At 60.1% G+C, this 19,462-nt stretch carries 20 protein-coding genes; 5 read left to right on the top strand and 15 right to left on the bottom strand.

The window, feature by feature from the left end; genetic code table 11:
• On the top strand, nt 1-286 hold a 286-nt coding region (locus VGO12_RS09065), incomplete at its 5' end, for a glycosyltransferase (protein WP_327512405.1).
• 724 nt (nt 287-1,010) lie between these two features.
• On the opposite strand, the gene VGO12_RS09060 is transcribed toward VGO12_RS09065, so the two are convergent.
• The 10 genes from VGO12_RS09060 to VGO12_RS09015 form a co-directional block, all read right to left on the bottom strand.
• Nucleotides 1,011-1,763 carry an SDR family NAD(P)-dependent oxidoreductase gene (locus VGO12_RS09060; protein WP_327512404.1) on the bottom strand — a complete coding sequence of 251 codons (753 nt, stop codon included), beginning with the start codon at nt 1,761-1,763 and terminating at the stop codon, nt 1,011-1,013.
• Nucleotides 1,764-1,767: 4 nt separating this feature from the next.
• Nucleotides 1,768-2,520, bottom strand: coding sequence for an SDR family oxidoreductase (locus VGO12_RS09055; protein WP_327512403.1), 753 nt, complete (start codon nt 2,518-2,520; stop codon nt 1,768-1,770).
• Complete coding sequence (locus tag VGO12_RS09050; protein WP_327512402.1) at nt 2,517-3,548, bottom strand: proline racemase family protein; 1,032 nt, start codon at nt 3,546-3,548, stop codon at nt 2,517-2,519. The genes VGO12_RS09055 and VGO12_RS09050 overlap by 4 nt, the downstream gene beginning before the upstream one ends.
• A complete protein-coding gene (locus tag VGO12_RS09045) occupies nt 3,545-5,014 on the bottom strand; it encodes an aldehyde dehydrogenase family protein (RefSeq protein WP_327512401.1) in 1,470 nt (489 codons plus the stop codon). The genes VGO12_RS09050 and VGO12_RS09045 overlap by 4 nt, the downstream gene beginning before the upstream one ends.
• A 35-nt stretch (nt 5,015-5,049) precedes the next feature.
• Complete coding sequence (locus VGO12_RS09040; RefSeq protein WP_327512400.1) at nt 5,050-6,282, bottom strand: FAD-binding oxidoreductase; 1,233 nt, start codon at nt 6,280-6,282, stop codon at nt 5,050-5,052.
• 63 nt (nt 6,283-6,345) lie between these two features.
• Nucleotides 6,346-7,224 (bottom strand): dihydrodipicolinate synthase family protein, encoded by an 879-nt coding sequence (locus tag VGO12_RS09035; RefSeq protein ID WP_327512399.1) that lies wholly within the window; start codon nt 7,222-7,224, stop codon nt 6,346-6,348.
• A 35-nt stretch (nt 7,225-7,259) separates the two neighbouring features.
• Nucleotides 7,260-7,925: an amino acid ABC transporter permease gene (locus VGO12_RS09030; protein ID WP_327512398.1), complete on the bottom strand. Its 666-nt coding sequence runs from the start codon at nt 7,923-7,925 to the stop codon at nt 7,260-7,262.
• 10 nt (nt 7,926-7,935) lie between these two features.
• Complete coding sequence (locus VGO12_RS09025; RefSeq protein ID WP_327512397.1) at nt 7,936-8,604, bottom strand: amino acid ABC transporter permease; 669 nt, start codon at nt 8,602-8,604, stop codon at nt 7,936-7,938.
• Between the two features lie 11 nt (nt 8,605-8,615).
• Complete coding sequence (locus VGO12_RS09020) at nt 8,616-9,386, bottom strand: amino acid ABC transporter ATP-binding protein (protein ID WP_327512396.1); 771 nt, start codon at nt 9,384-9,386, stop codon at nt 8,616-8,618.
• Between the two features lie 72 nt (nt 9,387-9,458).
• Nucleotides 9,459-10,289 (bottom strand): substrate-binding periplasmic protein, encoded by an 831-nt coding sequence (locus VGO12_RS09015; protein WP_327512395.1) that lies wholly within the window; start codon nt 10,287-10,289, stop codon nt 9,459-9,461.
• A gap of 199 nt (nt 10,290-10,488) precedes the next feature.
• Between VGO12_RS09015 and VGO12_RS09010 the strand changes: the two genes are divergently transcribed.
• Together VGO12_RS09010 and VGO12_RS09005 are read left to right on the top strand one after the other, a co-directional pair.
• Nucleotides 10,489-11,208 carry a GntR family transcriptional regulator gene (locus VGO12_RS09010; protein WP_327512394.1) on the top strand — a complete coding sequence of 240 codons (720 nt, stop codon included), beginning with the start codon at nt 10,489-10,491 and terminating at the stop codon, nt 11,206-11,208.
• A gap of 2 nt (nt 11,209-11,210) precedes the next feature.
• Entirely contained in the window at nt 11,211-11,996 is a 786-nt protein-coding gene (locus tag VGO12_RS09005; protein WP_327512393.1) for a pyrroline-5-carboxylate reductase, read from the top strand.
• A gap of 248 nt (nt 11,997-12,244) precedes the next feature.
• Here the strand turns inward: VGO12_RS09005 and VGO12_RS09000 are convergent, their stop codons facing one another.
• Entirely contained in the window at nt 12,245-12,916 is a 672-nt protein-coding gene (locus tag VGO12_RS09000) for a hypothetical protein (RefSeq protein WP_327512392.1), read from the bottom strand.
• A 317-nt stretch (nt 12,917-13,233) separates the two neighbouring features.
• Between VGO12_RS09000 and VGO12_RS08995 the strand changes: the two genes are divergently transcribed.
• Nucleotides 13,234-13,971: a hypothetical protein gene (locus VGO12_RS08995; protein ID WP_327512391.1), complete on the top strand. Its 738-nt coding sequence runs from the start codon at nt 13,234-13,236 to the stop codon at nt 13,969-13,971.
• Nucleotides 13,968-14,747: a hypothetical protein gene (locus tag VGO12_RS08990; protein ID WP_327512390.1), complete on the top strand. Its 780-nt coding sequence runs from the start codon at nt 13,968-13,970 to the stop codon at nt 14,745-14,747. Before VGO12_RS08995 ends, VGO12_RS08990 begins: the two co-directional genes overlap by 4 nt.
• Before the next feature lie 32 nt (nt 14,748-14,779).
• On the opposite strand, the gene VGO12_RS08985 is transcribed toward VGO12_RS08990, so the two are convergent.
• From VGO12_RS08985 to VGO12_RS08970, 4 genes are all read right to left on the bottom strand, one after another.
• Entirely contained in the window at nt 14,780-16,027 is a 1,248-nt protein-coding gene (locus tag VGO12_RS08985) for a type II restriction endonuclease (protein ID WP_327512389.1), read from the bottom strand.
• Nucleotides 16,024-16,482 (bottom strand): very short patch repair endonuclease, encoded by a 459-nt coding sequence (locus VGO12_RS08980; protein ID WP_327512388.1) that lies wholly within the window; start codon nt 16,480-16,482, stop codon nt 16,024-16,026. The genes VGO12_RS08985 and VGO12_RS08980 overlap by 4 nt, the downstream gene beginning before the upstream one ends.
• Nucleotides 16,475-17,731, bottom strand: coding sequence for a DNA (cytosine-5-)-methyltransferase (gene dcm / locus VGO12_RS08975; protein ID WP_327512387.1), 1,257 nt, complete (start codon nt 17,729-17,731; stop codon nt 16,475-16,477). Before dcm ends, VGO12_RS08980 begins: the two co-directional genes overlap by 8 nt.
• 151 nt (nt 17,732-17,882) lie before the next feature.
• On the bottom strand, nt 17,883-19,451 hold the full coding sequence (locus VGO12_RS08970) for a hypothetical protein (RefSeq protein WP_327512386.1): 1,569 nt from the start codon (nt 19,449-19,451) through the stop codon (nt 17,883-17,885).
• Nucleotides 19,452-19,462 lie beyond the last annotated feature (11 nt).

Below are 19,462 nucleotides of genomic sequence, written 5' to 3'. Positions count from 1 at the left end.
CGTCTCGTTTGCCTGCGACTGGGGCCCGACCGACATGATCGCCGACGGCGAGGACGGCATCCTCGTGCCAGACGGCGACGTCACCGCGCTCGCCGACGCCCTCTCCAGCGTGATGGGCGACGAAACCCTCCGCACCCGCCTCGCCGCAAACGCCCAGGCCAACGTCCAGCGCTACGACGCAGAACACGTGCTTTCCCAGTGGGACGCCGTGGCGCTATCGGCTCTGGAACACGCAAGCGCGCGCAAAAAGCAGGTAAATCCTTATCCGGCCAAGGCGGCAGGTTAGGCAGCCAGATAGTCGCGGTCTACCGGCAGTCTGGCACTCAAAAAGTGAAGCCCCGCAGGGGATAGCGGGGCTTCGTGGTTGGAAGGTCGTCAAACCATAAAACGCAATGAAACAACAATAAGGTAGTGGGAGCACGCAATATTTCCACAACTGCAGAACAGCGTGGCGTGCGGCCACAGATGCATAGTTGCAGAATTTTGCCGGTTACCGCAATTAGGCCGAAGGGATAGTTTGCGTAATCAATTTGGATTACGCAGCAGGGCAGTGCAACGACGCTAGACGCACAGACACGCTCAGGACGTCTGTCACCCCGTGGGGTCTGGCAGCTGATAATCGGCCGGCCAGGAAAAAGGACGGGTTCATAGCAGTTTTCGAGCACGATAGATTTGCAGTTATCTCCGGTGCCTGGGACCCTCTCGCCGTTGGAATATAGAACGGCAGAATGAGCAGATTAGGAAGATGCCCCTGAGACGTAAGCCGACGAGTGCGGCGTATACGCTTGCGGTCTTTCTGCCCTCATTCCCGACGATACTTTACGCGATCTTCTGTAACGGCCGTTTCGTCAATGCCGCCCTACAAACCCGCATTCCGCCCGTTACACCATCTGTTAGAACATGCGTGCCGCTTTCTGGGCAATCCGTACAGCCAAGCAAAACCTCGGTCGGCCACCGCGGTTTCTCGGTTCCGCTGCAGATGCAGAGAGCCAATCTGGCTTCAGCACTTATCAGGCGACGGCCTGAGCACCGGTGATTTCCACCAGCGATCCACACATGAAGGCTGCCTCATCGGACGCGAGGAAGGCAACCAGGGCGGCAACCTCCTCCGGCTTGCCGATGCGACCGAAGGGCACGAGCTTGTCGAGGTCTGCGATCGTACGGCCTGAACGCTTTACGCCTGCCTCCAGCATGGGTGTGTGAATTTCGCCCGGGCAGACCGCATTGACGCGGATCTTGTTTGGCGCGTAGTCGCGGGCAAGGTTCTGCGTGAAGCTCGCGACAGCCGCCTTGGTCACATTGTAGGCAATGTGGTTTGGCGCCGGATACAATCCCCACTGAGATGCCGTATTGACGATGGCGCCGCCGCCCGCCTTGATCATATGGGGCAACACGGTCTGGCACAGATGGAACATGGCGTCGACATTGACCGCAAAGCTCAACCTCCAATCCTCCGGCGTCAACGAGAGAAGATTGCCGCGGCGGTTGATACCGGCATTGTTGCAAAGCACATCGACGCGCCCTTCAGTCGAGATGACATTTTCGATGATGGCACGGCAACCGTCAGCGACGGAGATATCGCTGGCGAGTGCTCGCGCGTTGCCGCCCTTCCCCACGATCTCGGCGACAGTGGCCTCCGCGCCCTCCTCATTCATGTCGGTTACAATCACCTTGGCCCCCTCGGCGGCAAAACGGGCGCTTATCGCCCCGCCAATACCCCCTGCCGCACCGGTGACGATAACGATCTTGTTCTCGAAGCGCATGGAGTTACCTCAGATAGCTGCCGCCGTTCACGTCGAGCACAGCGCCATTGAGGGAGGCCTGTGAGGGACGGAAGGCAAATGCGGTGATTTCGCCGATCTCTTCAGGTCCGGCCATCCTGGCGATGGGGATGCCGGCCAGTGCCGCAGCCTCGCCATGTTCGGCAATGTAGGCCTCGGCCATTTCCGTGCGCACCCAACCGGGCGCGAGCGCCACCGCCGTCACGCCTTCATGGCCGTGACTTTGCGCGATGGACTTGGTGAGGTTGATCAGCGCCGCCTTCGAGGCGCCGTAGGCCATGGCGCTGGAGGTGTAGCCGCGCTGTCCGGCGCGGCTTGCCATGTTGACGATCCGCCCACCGCCATGGGCGCAGAAATGCAGGATGGCAAGTTTCGACAGATCGACCGCCGAGAAGAAGTTGATGCGCATTTCGCGGGCCCACACCCGCTGCCACTCATCCATGGGCGCATCGATGGCGACCTCGGAGCGAATGCCGGCATTGTTGACCAGGCCGGTAAGCCTGCCGGCAACGGAGACGGCCTGATCCCACAGGGCTTGAGGGCCGGCCGGATCCGCCAGATCAGCCGGCACGCACCAGCCCCTGCCGCCAAGCGCGTTCACAAGCGCCTCGGCCGCGTCGCGGTTGCGGCCGTAGTGCACCACGACATTCGCGCCATCGGCCACCAGCGATTGGCAGATCGCCTGCCCTATGGCGCCGGTTGCACCCGTTACAAGAATGGTTTGTCCCAAGAGTTTCATAGTTCCCCCACCTGCGGCCCCCACGTGTCCGACATGGCAAAACCTTGCGAGAATGGATCATGCGGGTCCAGCCGCAACTGCTGGCGGCCGAAGACGTAGCCCTGGCCCGTGATGCGCGGCAGAACCGCGGGACGACCACCGACTGTGGTCTCGCCCAGGATTTCGGCGGTGAACGTACCTCCGATGATGCTGCGCGAAACACGCTTGTCGCCAACCCGCGCCTGCCCCCTAGCATGGAGGACGGCAAGATTGGCGGAAGATCCGGTACCGCAGGGCGAGCGATCCACGCGACCGGGCTTCAGCGTCGTGCATGTTATCACTGAGCCATCCTGCTGGTAGTCGCGGAACATCACGTACGCGATCTCGTTGAGGCCGGGGATATCAGGGTGGCTTACCGCGACCTGATCGGCGAGCAGCGACTTGATCTCGGTTCCGGCCTCGGCAAGCGCCCGGGCCGCATCCGGTGCTATGCGAAGCCCGATCTGATCCACGTCGATCTGGGCATAGAAGACACCGCCGAATGCGATGTCGCCGTTGATCCGCCCCCATCTCGGCGTGTCGATCGCGACGTCGAGCTGCTGAACAAATGCGGGAACATTGTCGAGGCTTACCGAAAGGCATAGACCGTTTTCGCAATGCGCCCGCGCAACGATCAGCCCGGCGGCCGTGTCGAGCCGCACGACCGTTTCCGGCTCACGCATTTCCACCCGGCCGCTTTCCAGGAGTGCGGTGACCACGCAGATGCAGTTGGACCCCGACATCGGATGAGCGCGGTCCGGCTGTAAGACGATGAAGGCAGCATCCGCGTCCGGCCGCGTCGGGGTGAGCAGCAGGTTTGTCGTATGGACGACCTGTGCCCGCGGCTCGCGCGTCAGGAACAGGCGCAATGACGGATCGACGTTGTTCAGATGGTTCATCTTCTCAAGAATGGTTCCGCCCGGAATGTCGGGCGCACCGCTGATCAGCACATTGCCGCTTTCGCCCTGGCAATGGACAAGCAGGATATCGAGAGCCTTGTCGAAGGTCATTTCAGGTACCACCCCCAGGGCTCATCGCTGACGAGGCGGGTGATCTGTTTGGTCTCGAGATAGTTGTCGAGGCCCCAGCGACCAAGCTCGCGACCGATGCCGGACTGCTTGTAGCCACCCCACGGCGCCTCGGTGAAAGTCGGCTGCGAGCAATTGATCCAGACGATGCCCGCCCGGAAGGCTGAGGCCACACGCTCGCAGCGTTCGTCATCGGCCGACATGACCGCTGCCGCAAGGCCGAAGCGGGAGTCGTTGGCGAGGCGGATCGCTTCCTCCTCGGTCGCGAACGGACGGATGCAGACCACCGGACCGAAGATCTCCTCGACCCAGGCATCACTCTCGAGCGTCATGTCGGTGAGGATGGTTGGGGCAACCCAGAAGCCCTTGTCGAAGCCGTCGTATCTGCCACCGCAGGCAACTTTCGCGCCCTGTTCGACGGCGCGCTCGATATGGCCTAGGACATCCTCGTACTGTCCTTTGTTGACGAGAGGCCCGAGTAGCGTGCCCTTATCGAGGCCGTTGCCGATCGTGATTTTCTTGGCTTCCTCGACCAGCCGCTCCAGGAGCTTTGGATAGAGCGGTGCTTCCACCAGCACCCGCGAGGTCGCCGAGCACACCTGACCCTGGTTCCAGAAGATTCCGAACATGATCCATTCGACGGCTTTCTCGATATCGCTGTCGGCAAAGACAACGAAGGGAGACTTGCCACCGAGCTCGAGGCTGATGCGTTTGATGTCCCTGGCGCCGGCGGCCATGATGCGGGAGCCGACCGGGCCTGATCCGGTGAAAGCCACCTTGTCCACCTGCGGATGCTCGACCAGCGCCTGGCCAACGACCGATCCCTTGCCGGAGAGGATGTTCAGCACGCCTTTGGGAAGGCCAGCGGCCTCTGCGATCGCACCCAGTTCCAGCGCGGTCAGCGAGGTCGTTTCGGCGGGCTTCAGGATCATGGTGCAGCCGGCCGCAAGCGCCGGCGCCACTTTCCACGAGGCCATGAGAAGCGGATAGTTCCAGGGAACGATGGCGACAGCGACACCAAGCGGCTCGCGAACGGCTTTGGAGACGAAGCGCTGATCCGCAAGCTTCACCTCCTCTGCCTCGCCATCGAGTTCCTCGGCGAGATCGGCATAGAAATCGAAGCAGCCAGCGGCGTCCGCCAGGTCCCATTCGGACTCCGGAAGCGGCTTGCCGTTGTCGCGGGTTTCTAGACGCGCCAGTTCGGGCAGACGATCACGGATGCCCCGCGCCATTGCGCGTAGATATGTGGCCCGTTCCTTGCCCGAAAGCCGCGGCCAAGGCCCATTGTCGAAGGCTTCGCGGGCCGCTCTCACGGCCGCTTCAGCCTCTGCAGCGCCGGCAGCGGCGATGTGGTGAAAGACCTCTTCGGTCGCTGGATCGATGACGGGAAGCATGCTTCCGTCAGCTGGTGCGGTCCATTGTCCGTCGATGAAAAGCTTATTCTGCATGGTGTCCTCACTGGATGCGTTTGCGCGGCTGCCTTTCAGAAGCGGTCGACGCGATATGGGCGCATGTCGATGGGCGGCGTGCGGCCGGTGATGACGTCGCCCATCAGGCGTGCGGTCGTTGCCGCATAGGTGACCCCCAGATGACCGTGGCCGGTGGCGTAAAACACGCCGGGTGTTTTGGCCGAGGCCGACATGACAGGCACGGTGTCTGGAAACGCCGGACGATGGCCCATCCACTCGGTAAAGTTCTCGCAGCGCAGGTTCGGCAATGCCGTTTGCGCCCGCCGCACGGTTATCTTCGAGCGGCGATAGTCGGGAGCGGCATCAAGGCCTGCCATCTCAACCGTGCCGCCAACACGGATACCGCCTGCCGTCGGCGTCACCATGAAGGCCCGGGCTGGCCAGATGATCGAGTGGCGCATGGAGACGCCGGGAGCCATGATCTGGGTGTGATATCCACGCTCGGTTTCGAGCGGCATCGGTTCGCCCAGCATCTTCGACAGCAGACCGCTATGGGCGCCGGCGCAAATCACGACCTCATCGGCAGAGATCGGGTCTCCGCCGACGAGGCGGACGGCGGTGACGCGGTCGGAGCAGTCGAAGCCAGCCACCACACCGCGGCGGAATTCGCCACCGAGTGCCGTGAACTTTTGCTCAAGGCTCGTGACCAGGCGGAACGGGTCGCGCAGGCTCCGGTTTTGCGGAAGGAGCACGGCGATGCCGATGCTATCCGAGAGTTCCGGCTCCAATTCCCGCGCCTCGGCACCCGTCAGGCGCCGATGCGGAAAGTCGAAACGTTCGAGGATTTCGATATGTTCACGATCGGCGCGGAACTCCGTTTCGTTGCTGTAGAGCGAGAGGCAGCCCTCTTCCGCCAATTCACCTTCCAGCCCCGTCTCGCGCAAGAGAGGCAGGAGGTCGTCGTAGACGCGCTTGCAGAGAACGGCACCCTCGGCTTCGAGCTGTCTGAGCTTGGCCGGCCTTGAGGCGGCCACAAAGCGCGCAAACCAGGGCAGCAATCTGGGCATATAGCCCGGGCGAACACGGACGGGCCCCTCCGGATCGAGCATCCAGCCGGGGATCTGCTTCCAGATCGACGGGCGCGATGCCGGCATGAACTCCGTCACGGCGATCGATGCCATGTTGCCATAGGATGCGCCGCGCCCGACCTCGCCCTTGTCGAGCAAGATCACCCGCCGCCCGCGCTTTTGCAGTTCGTAGGCAATGGTCGTGCCGATGATGCCTGCGCCGACAACCACGGTGGTCATGCTGGCCTTGCTCCTACTCGTTTTCCCTGGATGACGGCCAGACGTCAGCCCGGCCGCACTCGACTACCAATTGAGGATCGGCTCCATGGCGGCGCGGAATTCGGCCTTCTCCTCGTCGGTCAGCGCCCCGAGCGGTGCGCGGCATTCGCCGACCGGTGTGCCCTGCACTTCGCAGCCGTATTTAAGCTTCTGCACAAACTTGCCGGATTCCAGGATGTTCATCGCCTTGTAGAGCGTCGCCATCTGCTTCTTGGCCTTGGCGAGATCACCAGACTTGAAGGTCCGGTCGAGGTCGCAGACGGCCTTGGCCATGCAGTTGGCCGGACCACAAATCCAGCTCTCGGCACCCCAGATCATGAAATCGAGCGCGATGTCGTCCGACCCGGAAACTAGCTGGATGCGTCCCTCGTAGCGGGTCGCAATGCCGATAGCGCGCTGAAGCGAGCCGGAGCTTTCCTTGATGCCGATGATGCGTGGATCGTCGGCGAGCGCGTCGAGAACCTCCCAGCCAAGCTCCACGCCATCCTTGTCCGGATAGCTGTAGAGCACGATCTTCATGTCGGTCGCCTCAAGGACCGCCTTGAAGTGTGCCACCAGTTCGGCTTGGGTGGGCTTCGTGTAGAAAGGCGTTGCGAGAAGCACGGCGTCGTAGCCCATCGCCTTGGCGCGAAGCGTGTTGGCTATGACGCCGGCCGTCGACGGCGCGTTGGTGCCGGCGATCAGGATCTCGCCGGGCTTAGCGAATTCCTTGACGAACTTCAGCACCTCGTCGCGCTCTTCGTCGGACATGAAGCTGTATTCGCCCGAGGAGCCGCAAGGCACCCAACCCGTGACGCCCGCTGCCCGCAGATTGTTGAGGTGCTTTGCGAACGCCCCAAAGTCGATCTTGCCTTGGCGATCGAAGGGAGTGACGAGGGCGGGCATGACGCCTGAGAGTTTCATGGGAATGTCTCCGTTCATGGGATTGAAGGTTGGCATCAGACGGCCAGCCGTTTGAGGATGCGTCGCTCGATGATCGTGACGGCGCGCGTCAACGGAAAGGCGATGGCGAAATAGATGAGGGCGACGATCGTCAGCACTTCGATCGGCCGGGCGGTGTTGTTGGAGATGTTCTGGCCGACAAACATGAGATCGGCCATGCCAACCGCCGAGACGAGCGCGCTTTCCTTGAAAAGGCTGACGCAATTCGACAGCAGCGTCGGCACGGCGCGCAGCACCGCCTGCGGAAGGATGACGCTAGTCGTGCGCGCCCAGGAGGAAAGCCCGAGCGCTACGCAGGCATCAAGCTGCTCGCGACCCACGGATTTGAGCGAAGCCCGGAACGTCTCGCTGCTGATTGCACCCATGTAGAGCGTCAGCGCAATCACGCCGGACGTCATGTTGGACAGCTCGACGCCGAGGATCAACGGCAGACAGAAGAAGATCCAGAAGAGTTGAACGAGCACCGGCGTGCCGCGGAAAAACTCGACATAGACGCTTGAGACGCCCCGTAGGATGGCACTCTTCGATGTTCTTGCAAGTGCGAGGACGAAGCCAAGGGCACAGCCGAGCACAATGCAGATCAAGGTCAGCTTGAGCGTCATCCAGAGGCCGAGAAGAAGAGCCTCCTGGAACTTGAAGACGACGGCAAAATTGAAGGTCATCGTTGTCTCCTCAGCTTGCCAGGGCTTCGCGGCGCCGTTCCAGATAGCCAACGATCTGGGAAACCGGGAACGACACGGCGAAATAGAAGAGTGCTACGATCGTGAAGGTCTCGATCGGACGATAGGTCTGCGTGGCCAAGGTCTTGCCCTGGTACATCAGGTCCTGGACGGCAACGATTGCGACCAGTGCGCTCTGTTGGAAGATGCCAATTCCGTTGGTCAAAAGAACCGGTATCGAACCGCGGACCGCAGTCGGAAGCACGATGTAGAGCACCCTCTGGAACGGAGTGAGGCCGAGCGCCACGCCGGCGTCGAGTTGCTCCCTTGGCACCGCCTGGATTGCCGCGCGATAGGCCTCCGCGTTGAATGCCGCGAGATTGAGCCCAAGCGCCATGATGCCCATCGTGACCGATCCGAGGAACACATTGAACAGCATCGGCACACAGTAGAAGAACCAGACAATCTGGATGATCGCCGGCGTGCAGCGGAAGAACTCGATGAAGAGCGTGACCGGCAGCCGGACCAGCGGAAAACAGCTCATCACGAGCAACGCGAGCACGAAGCCGAAGGTCAGCCCGATGGCATTGGCGGCGATCGTCAGCTCGATGGTGACGAAGAGGCCATCCCACAGCGGTCCGAAATTGCGAAAGACGGACGCGAAGTCGAAACTGTAATTCATTGTCCGCCCCTTCAGTGCTTGATGTGGAAGACCCGCTCGATGAACTCGCGTGTCCGCTCTTCCTTCGGCGAGCCGAGCACCTGTTCTGGAGGTCCGTCCTCGACGACCACACCGCCGGCGCAAAAGATCACGCGGGATGCAATGTTCTTGGCGAACCACATGTCGTGGGTCACGATCACCATCGGCATCTGCTGCTGCGCGAGTTGCAAGATGACTTGCTCGACTTCGGCGACGAGTTCCGGATCGAGCGCCGATGTGACCTCGTCGAACAGCATGAGTTTCGGATCAAGCATGAGGGCACGGGCAATGGCGACACGCTGCTTCTGACCGCCGGAAAGCTGCGCCGGGTAGAAGCTGGCCTTCTGTGCAAGTCCGAAACGCGTCAGCAAAGCCATCGCTCTCGCCTCGGCCTCGGCCTTCTTCTCACCCCGCACCTTCATCGGCGCGAGGATCAGGTTGCCGATCACGTCGAGATGCGGAAACAGCGTGTAGTGCTGGAACACCATGCCGATGGAGCGACGGACCTTGGCGTCGATTGCCGTCTTGCCGGTGCCGTTGGTGGAGATGTAGGGCTTGCCGCCGAAGACGATGGAGCCACTGTCGATCTGTTCGAGCCCCATCAGCACGCGCAGGAGTGTGGATTTGCCGCCGCCGGACGGACCGATGACGACCACGCGGTCACCCGCTTTCATCTCGATGTCCAGGCCCTGCAGCACCTTTACGACGCCGCCGTAGCTCTTGTGCAGTCCTTCGATCTTAACCAGCGCAGCGGTATCCGACATCGTCCAACTCTCCACCTCAGGGTCCTGGAAGGGCAGCCGCCACCGGCGGCTCCCCATGCTCGGCGAACGGGCTCAGTTGCCAGCCTTCAGAACGTCGTCCACGGCCTTCTTGATCAGGGCGTCCACGTGGCCGGTCGCGACCCGCTCCTCTAGGAAGATGTTGACGACTTCGACATCTGACGCCGAAAGCTGATGTGGCAATCCGAACGCGACGCCCTGCTTGGCGAGCGCCGGCGCCGGATTGAGGGCGACCGCCCAGTCGGGGTTCGACTGAGTGAAGAGCTGGTTTGTGTCGGAGGCATCAACGAGGATGTCGGCACGACGCGAAACGACCGCAAGGCGCGTTTCGTCGTTGGTCGGCAGGCGCAGGATCGTCGCTGTCTTGACCGCGGCGGAAATCGCCTTGTCCTGGGCCGTGCCGGACATGACGGCAAGCGTGACATCCGCCTTGTCGATGTCGGCGACGGAAGCCGCACTCGCTGGGATCTTCGGGTTTTCCTTGTTGTAGGCGAGCGAGATCTGGTACTCCATCGCCGGGACCGAGAACTGGACCGCCATGGCACGGGCCGGCGTGCGGTTCAGCGCCAGTGAAACATCCCATTTGCCGGCCTGAAGGCCGGCAACGATGTTGTCCCACGTCGTGTCGACAAATTCGGGCTTCACCTGCAGCACTTCGGCGAATTCGCGGCAAAGGTCGGCAAAGAAGCCGGAATATTCGCCGCTTGCCGGATCGCGCATCACATAGGGCGGCGCAACGGCCGCTCCGCAGCGCAGCGTGCCGCTCTTTTGAACTCCCTGCCAGTATCCCTCAGTCATTTCGGCCATCGCCGTCGTTGAGAGCCCAACCGCCAGGGCGAGCGCGGTCGTCGCCCGCAGCGCGGACGTCATCACATTTCTGAGCATGTGCATTCCCCAATTTTGAGCGCGTGAGACGCGCGGTTCCACCTGTCGGCTTCGGCCGTTCTTAGTGTTTTCTTGTCGGCTCCGTGTCGACTGACGAAACTATGTCGTCTCCGTGTCGACAAAGTCAAGCGGAAAGTTTACGATTGCTGCGTGCCGATTTTTCTGGCCCAATGCCCCGGAGAGACGGAAAGGGACCTAAGTGTCTGACGAAATTGAAATGAAACGCGTGCGCGGCACTGGCTGGAAAAGCGTCTACGACACGTTGCGCAACGAGATCCTTGCGCTCACCCTGCCGCCGGGCCAGTTGCTCGATGAGATGACGCTCGCAGAGCGCTTCGACATGTCGCGTTCACCCGTGCGCGAAGCCTTGATCCGGCTCGCAGGCGAGGATTTGGTGGTGACGCTCTCCAACCGCAGTACCATCGTCGCCCCGATCGAGGTGGCAAGTTTTCCCAAGTATGTGGAGGCACTCGACGTCGCCCAGCGCATGAACACCCGGCTCGCTGCTGCGTTACGAACCGAGGCGGATCTGAAGATCATCGCGAAGCGGCAGAAGGAGTTCGAGGCAGCCGTGAAGACGGGCCAGCATCTCAAGATGTCGGAAGCCAACAAGCAGTTCCACATGGCGGTCGCCTATTCCGGCAAGAACACCTATCTCGCGGCTTTCTATGAACGGCTCTTGAACCAGGGCCAGCGCATGCTCCACCTGCATTTCGAGTATCTGGAGCGAACCGGCGACGGGTATCTTTTGACCGACGAGCACGAACTGATGCTCGAAGCCATCCGCGAAAAGGATGTCGAGCGTGCCGACGAGCTGGCGCATGCCCATACCCGCCAGTTCCAGGACAATTTCATCGCGTTCCTGCGTGAAAACTACACGACTGAAGTGTCTTTCGGGCCGCTTGCGGCCGCGGAGTAGCCATGTCCCTGCCCGAACGCATAGGCTTTATCGGCACCGGCGCGATCACAGATGCGATGGTGCGCGGCCTTCTGGCGGAACCTGCGGCAATTCCGCGGGTCGTCGTGTCTCAACGAAGCGCGGACATTTCGGCCAGGCTTGCCTCCGATTTCCCGCAGGTACACGTGTCTCCAGACAACCAGGCGATCATCGACGGCTGCGACACGGTGGTGCTGGCAATCCGTCCGCAAGTCGCCGAGGAGGTCCTTCGTCCTCTGCAGTTTCGCGATGGCCAGAAAGTCATCAGTGTCATCGCGGCAACCGACAGGCACGCACTTCTTGAATGGATCGGCGCAGGCGTGCATCTGACCCAGGCGATCCCCCTGCCCTTCGTTGCCCATCGCCAAGGCGTCACCGCGGTTTTCCCGGCGGACGCAGGGACCGCTGCCATCTTCGGCGTGCTCAGCAATGCCGTCGAATGCGAGACCAAGGCGGAGTATGAACTCCTCGCCGCAGCCAGCGCCTTGATGGCCACGTATTTCGGAATCATGCACCGAACCACCGAATGGCTCGCAGAAAATGGCCTCCCGGAAGAAAAAGGCCGCGCCTATCTCGCGCCGCTGTTTGCCGGCCTTTCCGAAGCAGCAGTTCTCGCCGGCCCAAAGGTCGATTTCATGGAGATGAGCCGCGAGTTTGCCACCAGAGGCGGCCTCAACGAACAGGTGTTGCAGGATTTCGATCGGAAGGGTGGAACGGACGCACTAAAGCGCGCCCTCGACAGGGTGCTCGAGCGTATCACCAATCGTTGACGGCACCATACCATAAGCGGAGGTGCATAGGGACAGCGGAACGGGAACCGGTTGGATCCAGTCGATACATTATGCGATCTTAGTGGCCCAAAGAGTGAACATCACAGCAACAAAGCTCGCAGGGCTCGTGAAAGCGGCCATCCGGGAACGCCGGGAAGATTGACCTGACTGCCGCCGCCATTGCCGCCCGAACGCCAGTGCCAAAGCATCCTGCCGCGGTTGGTGTCCGAACTGACGTGAGGTGCCCCTCAAGCTTCGCCAACGACACCTTCCTTTTTTGTTTTTTTGGAAGCTTTTTTTGCGTAATGCTCGACATCGGCCAACGCCTTCTGGACGTACTTCACGTATTTGCTCCGCATTGGTTCAGTGTCGTAAGGATTGTCGTCGCCCGTTTTCAGAAACGCTTCGTACAGATCCCGCATCTTCCGACTTTCGGCATAGCGTGCTCCAATAACTGCCATCTGCCGATCATAGGCAGCCTTGGTGGTTGCGACCTTCTTTTCCAGTTGCTTGCGAGTCTTACGCAGCTCATCTTCAGCCTTGAACCAAGCGCTCTGTAGGTGGGCCGCCTCGATGTCATAGGCGTATGCCAGACAATTGCGCTGATATTGCTCGAAGGTTAAAGCCGGCGTGCAGTCGCCCTCGGACGCCACCTTTTCGCCCGCGCGTGGCGGGCCATTAGCCTTTTCCCAGTGTTTGACGGCCAATGAAATAGCATGTGCGTAAGGCGTTGGGCGGCCCTGCTCCAGGCCGCGATAGGTCGTTAGCACTATGCCAAGCTCTTTAGCGGCTGTGGCCTGCGTCAGGCTATGTCGCGTTCGCCAAGAACGGAGATATTCGCTTAAATCCTGCACCCGCATTTTCCTTTCCGTTGCAGGATCACCGTTATCAGCAATTTGCGCAGTCAGCAATATGCTCACCTAGCTTCGTACCAGTCTTTCCAGCGCCACTTGCGCCTGGGTCGTTTCGGCTCGGTGCGCCAAGTCGGGAAAGGCGGAGTCGATCTCAAGCTTGCCCCAAACGACACGGCTCCGTATGCGGCACTGCTCGGGCATCCTCGCGGGACATGCCGCGCGGCATTGACACAAGCTGAATAAAACAATGACCTTTTCCTTCGAGAGCAAGGGAAAGGCGTGAGCATCGAGACCGCAACGATCAGACGAAGTCTTCAGCTCTCATCGTTCGCCAGTTTGTCACTGTGGTCCGATATCGACGTATTGGAAATGCGGGCCTGTCTATGCAGTTGACACGTAGCGAACTTTACAGCCGGGTATGCAACGCACGCCTGAGCAAGCTTGCCCCGGAACTTGGTCTCACCGGCACGGCATTGGCCGCCGTGTGCAGGCAACATCAGATACCATATCCCGGATCGGGTTACTGGACACGCAAGTCCCTTGGCCTTCCCGCGGAGCTGCCTGCGCTACCTGACGGCTCTGACGAGGTCATCGAAATTGTGCCGGTGACCCCGAAGCCGCGGAAGCAGAAGGCGCCTGAAGCCAATACACGCCCAAAGACGAGATCCGTTGTGAGGACCCGCCGCCTCGAGCATCACCCGTTGCTTATTGGCGCCGAAGAGCATCTGAGGAAATCGCGCGCTGCAAAAGACGGAGAGTTCCTTCGGCCCTACAAGCGAATTCTGCCAGACGTGATTTCATCAGAAGCCGCCCTGCTTCGAGCGCTATCGATCGCCAATGACCTATACCTCGCGCTCGACAGGCAGGGCTATCGGGTACACATCGCCCCGGCCGGAGAAGACCACCGCCGCATTCATGTTCAGGAGCAGGAGGTTGAGCTGAAGGACCGAAAGTACGGTCGATATAATTTCGGCAGTATCTGGAGACCAGACAGGCCAACGATTTTCTACATCGACACAGTGCCGATCGGTCTCGCTATAACTGAAATGACTGAGCGGGTGACGATGCGGTATCTAAACGGCGACTACCATCGTGAGGACAGCAGGCTCGTCCGGTCGTGAAGGCCTGGCAGCTGACGCACTCCTGGACAACCGAGCAGGATATGCCTTCAGGGCGCTTCCGGATAATTGCCTATTCTCCGAAGAATGGCGTTGAATGGTCTCTGAGCTGGCAGGATGCGGAAACGGAGCCACTAACCAAAGCAATTCCGAATATTGTCGAGACGTTACGGGCAGCGGGAAACAAGCTGCAAACCCTTATGACAGCAGAAGATGAAGCTGAGGCCAGAAGGAAAAAAGAGCGGCAGGAGGAGTGGGAACGCTACCAGCGGCGCGAGGATGAACGCAAAGTTGCCCAGGCGATCAAGGATAGCCAGCAACAATTGGCAGAGATTATCGAGAGCTGGGGCAAGGCGATGGTTGTTGAACGCTTCTTCTCCGATGTCGAGCAACGGCTGGAGGGGGTCGATGAAGCGCTACGACAGCATCTGGAAGAACGGCTGAAGCTCGCTCGCCAGATGATGGGTAGCATAGACCCACTGGACTTCATGGCAAACTGGCGGGCACCTGACGACAGGTACCGGTCTAAATATGACCCGTCGTGTCAACCGCCGTCAGGCGGGACCCACAAAAGAGCAATGAAGAGTACCGGAGAAATCAGCATGGCGCCGCCTCTGGCGGGATTTCGGGAGTTCTCGACACGGGACAGACGGGAACAGGCCAGCCGCAGGAGCTTCAGCATAGCGGTCGCCAGAGAAGCGGGACCGACTGGCCCCGTATGTCCCGTTCCGTTTGCCGAGCGGCGAGCCCGAAGCAGGACCGTCACACGGTTCTGTTGAAAGCCTCCGGATTTATAGGCACCTGGAGGTGCTCAGGGATCCTGCCGCGACCGGACGACGGCGATGAAACCGGCGACATCCATCAGCCACGCCTGTTGCGTCAGCCGATAGGTGTTGTGCAATCGGCGAGGCAACACGAGCTGAAGCTTCTTGGCCTGCATCTCATCTGTCTGGTTTTCCGATATGGCGGGCTCAAGGGTCAACAGGTGCTTTTCAGAAATCCTGGTGGCCTCTGACAGGACCTGACGCCAACGATCCTTCAGCGTGGATTTGGCGCCCAGCATCGTCAGTCTTGCCTCGGGGAACAACGGATCGCGGTATTGCGGTTGCCCTGGAAAGAGAAAATCTGGCCTGTTGCGGTTCTCGGTTTCGGCGCCTCGAACATAGCGGATACGTTGGGCTTCGAAAACGGCCTCGAGGTGGTTCTCCAGTGCCTGCCCCGCCCTCGCCTTCCGCCGGTTCTGCACACTCAACGAAAATGAAAGGAAGCCATCGACATCAGCTCCGCCAGATCCTCGAAAGCCGTCTCCGATTCGCGCTGCGACGATGCGCCTTTCCAGCCGCCTGAACAATTGTTCCTCCCGGTCCATCCATGCGACAAGAGCCAGATCAGGATCATCGGCTGCCGAAATCTCCGGCATTGAGGAACGGGCGAGTTGCGAAAAGACCCGTGTCTTTGGAAACTCCAGGCCGAACCGCTCGATGATGCTATCCAACCGGTGCGCCTCCGGCTCTTCGGGCTCGATGCCGAGTTCATCGAGAATATATCGGGCGACGAAATCAAGTTCCGCGTCGGTATCCGTCCCGATTTCGCGCGGCTCGAACACGAGACCAGGCTGCTCAGCCAGTCCAAACAACCAGATCAGCTGGTTTTGCATCGTGCTTCCATCAGGAACCACGATGAAGAACAGATGATCCTGAGGTGTGCGGGCCACAAACAGCGTATCACCCGGCCGCATCATCTCGGTAACCGCGTTGGTCTGGTAATAGAGTCGCCACTCTGGGGAGCGCGTCGCATCGTTGCGCCGGGAGTCGTACCAGGAAAGTCGGGCTTCCTCCGTGAGAGCCTCCTGCTCGGCGCCAAGCCAGATGTATGTTGCGAAGAAACGTGTATCCTCGCCGCCTCGCGGCTGTTTGCGATCCCTGTCTCCCAGAATTCGCAGCAGTGGTTTCGAGCCCGTCACTTCATGCTGATTCGAAGAGGAGGCATCCGCATCGACTGCTGCAAGTCGCTTCGCGCCCACTCCGACAAAATAATCCGACAGCAGCCCTCGTCTCACTCCTCTCTCCCCCTGATTTCAAGTCGCGGCCGGTCAGATTTCAGCCACTCGGCGCAAGACAGAATTACCTCTTCGAGTGGCAACCGCGTTTTGCCTTTAAGCGCGCACTCCCAGACGGTCGCCTGTCGCCAACCCGCCTCCGAGAGGGCCGCATCCGCCCTCTCATCGACCGTGCGGTTGCGCGCTATTTTCGCCTGCCAGAACTCGGGCCGGGTTGATGGCCATTTGAACAGATGGCAGTCGTGGCCATGCCAAAAGCAACCGTGCGCGAAAATCACGGCTTTATAGCGCGGCAGAACTATATCCGGCTTCCCAGGAAGCGAGCGATCATGGAGCCGGAAACGAAAACCAAGCGCGTGAAGCCCTTTGCGCAGCTGCAGTTCCGGTTTCGTGTTGGTGCCGCGAATCCCCGACATCATCCGGCTGCGAACCTCAGCCGGGACGATATCAACCATGAGCGGATACAGGCTCGCGATCGGGGCGGGTGACGGTTACCGGTGCCTCCATCGAACGGCCCGCCTCTCTCAGAAGAGCGGATTCGATGAAGGGTTTCATGGCATCGGCAAGGAACTCGACTACCGGCACGACCACAGCATTGCCAAACTGGCGATAGGCCTGCATATCGGAGACCGGTATCTTCCAGCGCCGCTCCCCACGATCAAAACCCATGAGACGGGCGCATTCCAGCGGGGTCAGCCGGCGTGGTCGTTTACCGGGCTGTGCCACAAGGATTTCTGATCCGTCCTTGTAGTAGCGGGCTGATAGCGTCCGCGTGACATCATCTGGGCCAAACAGGCTGTATCCAAACCCGTTGCCTTTTGACGTGTGCTTCTCCTTATATGCCTGCAGATACTCCCAGAGGCGAGGCGTCAGGGTGTATTTCGGATCGACTTCATCGTGCGGCTCGAGGATGCTGCCAAGTGTCGGTCCGTTATCCGGGAGCTTGAGAGATTTCAGATCGAAATCGGTCGGCTCGCGGAAACCGACAATGAAAATGCGTTCGCGACGCTGCGGCACCCAGTGCTCGGAGCTGATCACGCGTGTCTGCACATGATAGCCAAGCTCGTTTGTCAGGACGTTTATGATCGTCGCGAACGTCCGTCCCTTGTCATGTCTTTCGAGGTTCTTCACGTTTTCGAGCACGAAAGCTGCGGGCCGATGGTGCGCGATGATCTGGGCGGTATCAAAGAAAAGCGTACCTTGCGTATCACACAGGAAGCCGTGAGGGCGACCAAGCGCGTTCTTCTTCGAAACGCCGGCAATCGAGAACGGCTGGCAAGGGAAGCCGGCAAGCAGGATGTCGTGCTCCGGAATCAAATCAGGGTTTTCGGAATATTCCCGGACATCTCCCGCCAGGCGATGATTGTCACGGAAATTCAGACCGTAGGTCTTCTGGGCGTTGTGGTCCCATTCCGATGTGAAAACGCAATGCCCACCGATGCCCTGGAAACCAATGCGCAGACCGCCAATGCCCGCAAACAGATCGACGAAGCGGAATGAGATCGGTTCCTTGCCCGCACATTTGCGATCGGCCAAATCCTTGAGAACCCTGAGTGCAAGTTCATTCGGGCGGCCCTCGCCGTTCACGTAGCGAGCAACAGTGCGATCGGAAACCGAAATGAAGGAAGCAGCTTCAGCGGGCGTCAGTCCGGCTCGCTGACACAAATGATTGAACTCGTTGTCGTCCGAATGCGTCTGCTGCACGAATCACCTGCCATTCTCTGGGTCATTTTTTGCCAAGCTGACAAAAAAAATCCTAGATAGCAAGGATTGTTCTTCAAATGTTCCAGGCCATCCAGAGAAAGATGGCGTCAGCCAAAGATCATGACAAGGGCGGCTCCGCATTGCGATATCGTCAATGCACGCGTCGAAACCCCTGCAGACGGATCCGGCCGAGCCCAACGTCGGCGTCGGCGAGGTGGATAACAGACCGAGATCTTGGCGGTCGTCCGTCTGGATAACCTGTGAACACAGCCCACAGCGTCGGCGCTGCAGCATTCATCTCTTGGCGGCTAACTCGCCAGCGCCACGCAAGACTGTCAGCAAAGTCATCATAGTCGTCACGGGACTGCTCAAACGTCTCACTCGCTTCGTCCCACCAACGCAGCCAGGTGCCGTCCAGCCAGACGTGCAGGCTGCAAAATTCTCGACCTACAAGCACGTCGTTTAGCCAAGCAAGGAGTATAGTTTCCTCGCGCTTGATCGAAGAGGCGAACGTGCCGAGCTCTTCGCCAACTTGGTGGAGCGTCATCCGTTCGCGGGCCTCCTTTCCAGTGCGGCGCCGGAATATTTCGACGGCTCTCACGCTGACTTCATGGCCTCGCAGTAGGTTCTCAGTATCCTGCGTCAAAGTGCGGACGAAATCAGCCGGCGTTGCGGGCACAGTCTTAGGCAGGCAGTCGAGTTTGAGTATGGCCCGATAACCGGCCCAGTCTACGCTGCCTTCATTGAGACAGGAGGCAACAAGGTTAAAGTGATCCGTAACCCGCTTGACGGGCGCGACGCCCATTCTTTCCAAATCACCTGAACGGAAACTGTGAACGACATCTCCAAATCGCTGCATTCCCGCCTCTGCTAGTCGGATAGCAACTTTGTCCATGCGCAGCTTCAGCACAGGAAGATTGTTCAGCTCTCCGCTGCCCTCTGTGAACAGTCGCGGGTCGAGCGCAGTAAAAGCGCGGAATCCCGGTGCCATTTGCGGCTCACCGGTCACGACTGCCACCAGCGCGGGGAGCTGTTTCATGACGGCTGCCTGAGGGATGCTCCATACGTTGGAAAGAAGCTTCACGAAGTTTTCAACGTCTATTTCCTCAACGTCTGCAAGGGCATCCGCGGCCTTCCGCCACCAAAAGGCAAAACCGGGATGAAAGTGGATCCCGAGACCTTCGTAGGTTTCATTGAGCAGTCCGCCCGTGATCTGGCCCAGCAATTTGCGTTCCTTCTGTCGGACGCGTTCCCGGGTTAAAGCCGGCACAGCCGCGGCGCCGATCTCCTCGAGCGTCTTCTGGCTGGTCGTGGGTTTGGAAATCCTGTCCAGAAGAATGGTCGCGAGGATTCTATCATCCAGGGCATCGGCTAGCGCTGCGAAAAACGAAGGAAGGCCCGCGAGGAACTCGCCGCCATTTACAGGAGGCCGGGTGGGTAACAGCGGAATTCCCACTGCCGCGCAGTAGATCTCCCAGTTAACGGAACCATCCCTGTCTACAGCGTTGAGCAGCGCGTTGTGATTGTGGACAAACTCATCGACAGTACGGCGTCCGACCGACGGTATTTGAGAGAGCAGCGTTGCATCCAGGTCTCTTACGTCTGCCAGCGTCAGGAACCCGGCTTCCTCAAGCAGCCTCGTCTTGGCTCCTAGATGAAGGACGCCGATTGTTAGGTTATCGACATCGTTTGGCTGTGCCGGGGCGACTGCCTGATCCAACTGGCTCGCTC

The organism is Ensifer sp., from assembly GCF_035999135.1.
Taxonomy (GTDB): domain Bacteria; phylum Pseudomonadota; class Alphaproteobacteria; order Rhizobiales; family Rhizobiaceae; genus Ensifer.
The sequence above is the reverse complement of the archived record's forward strand: the minus strand, read 5'-3'. Positions and strand labels throughout refer to the sequence as shown.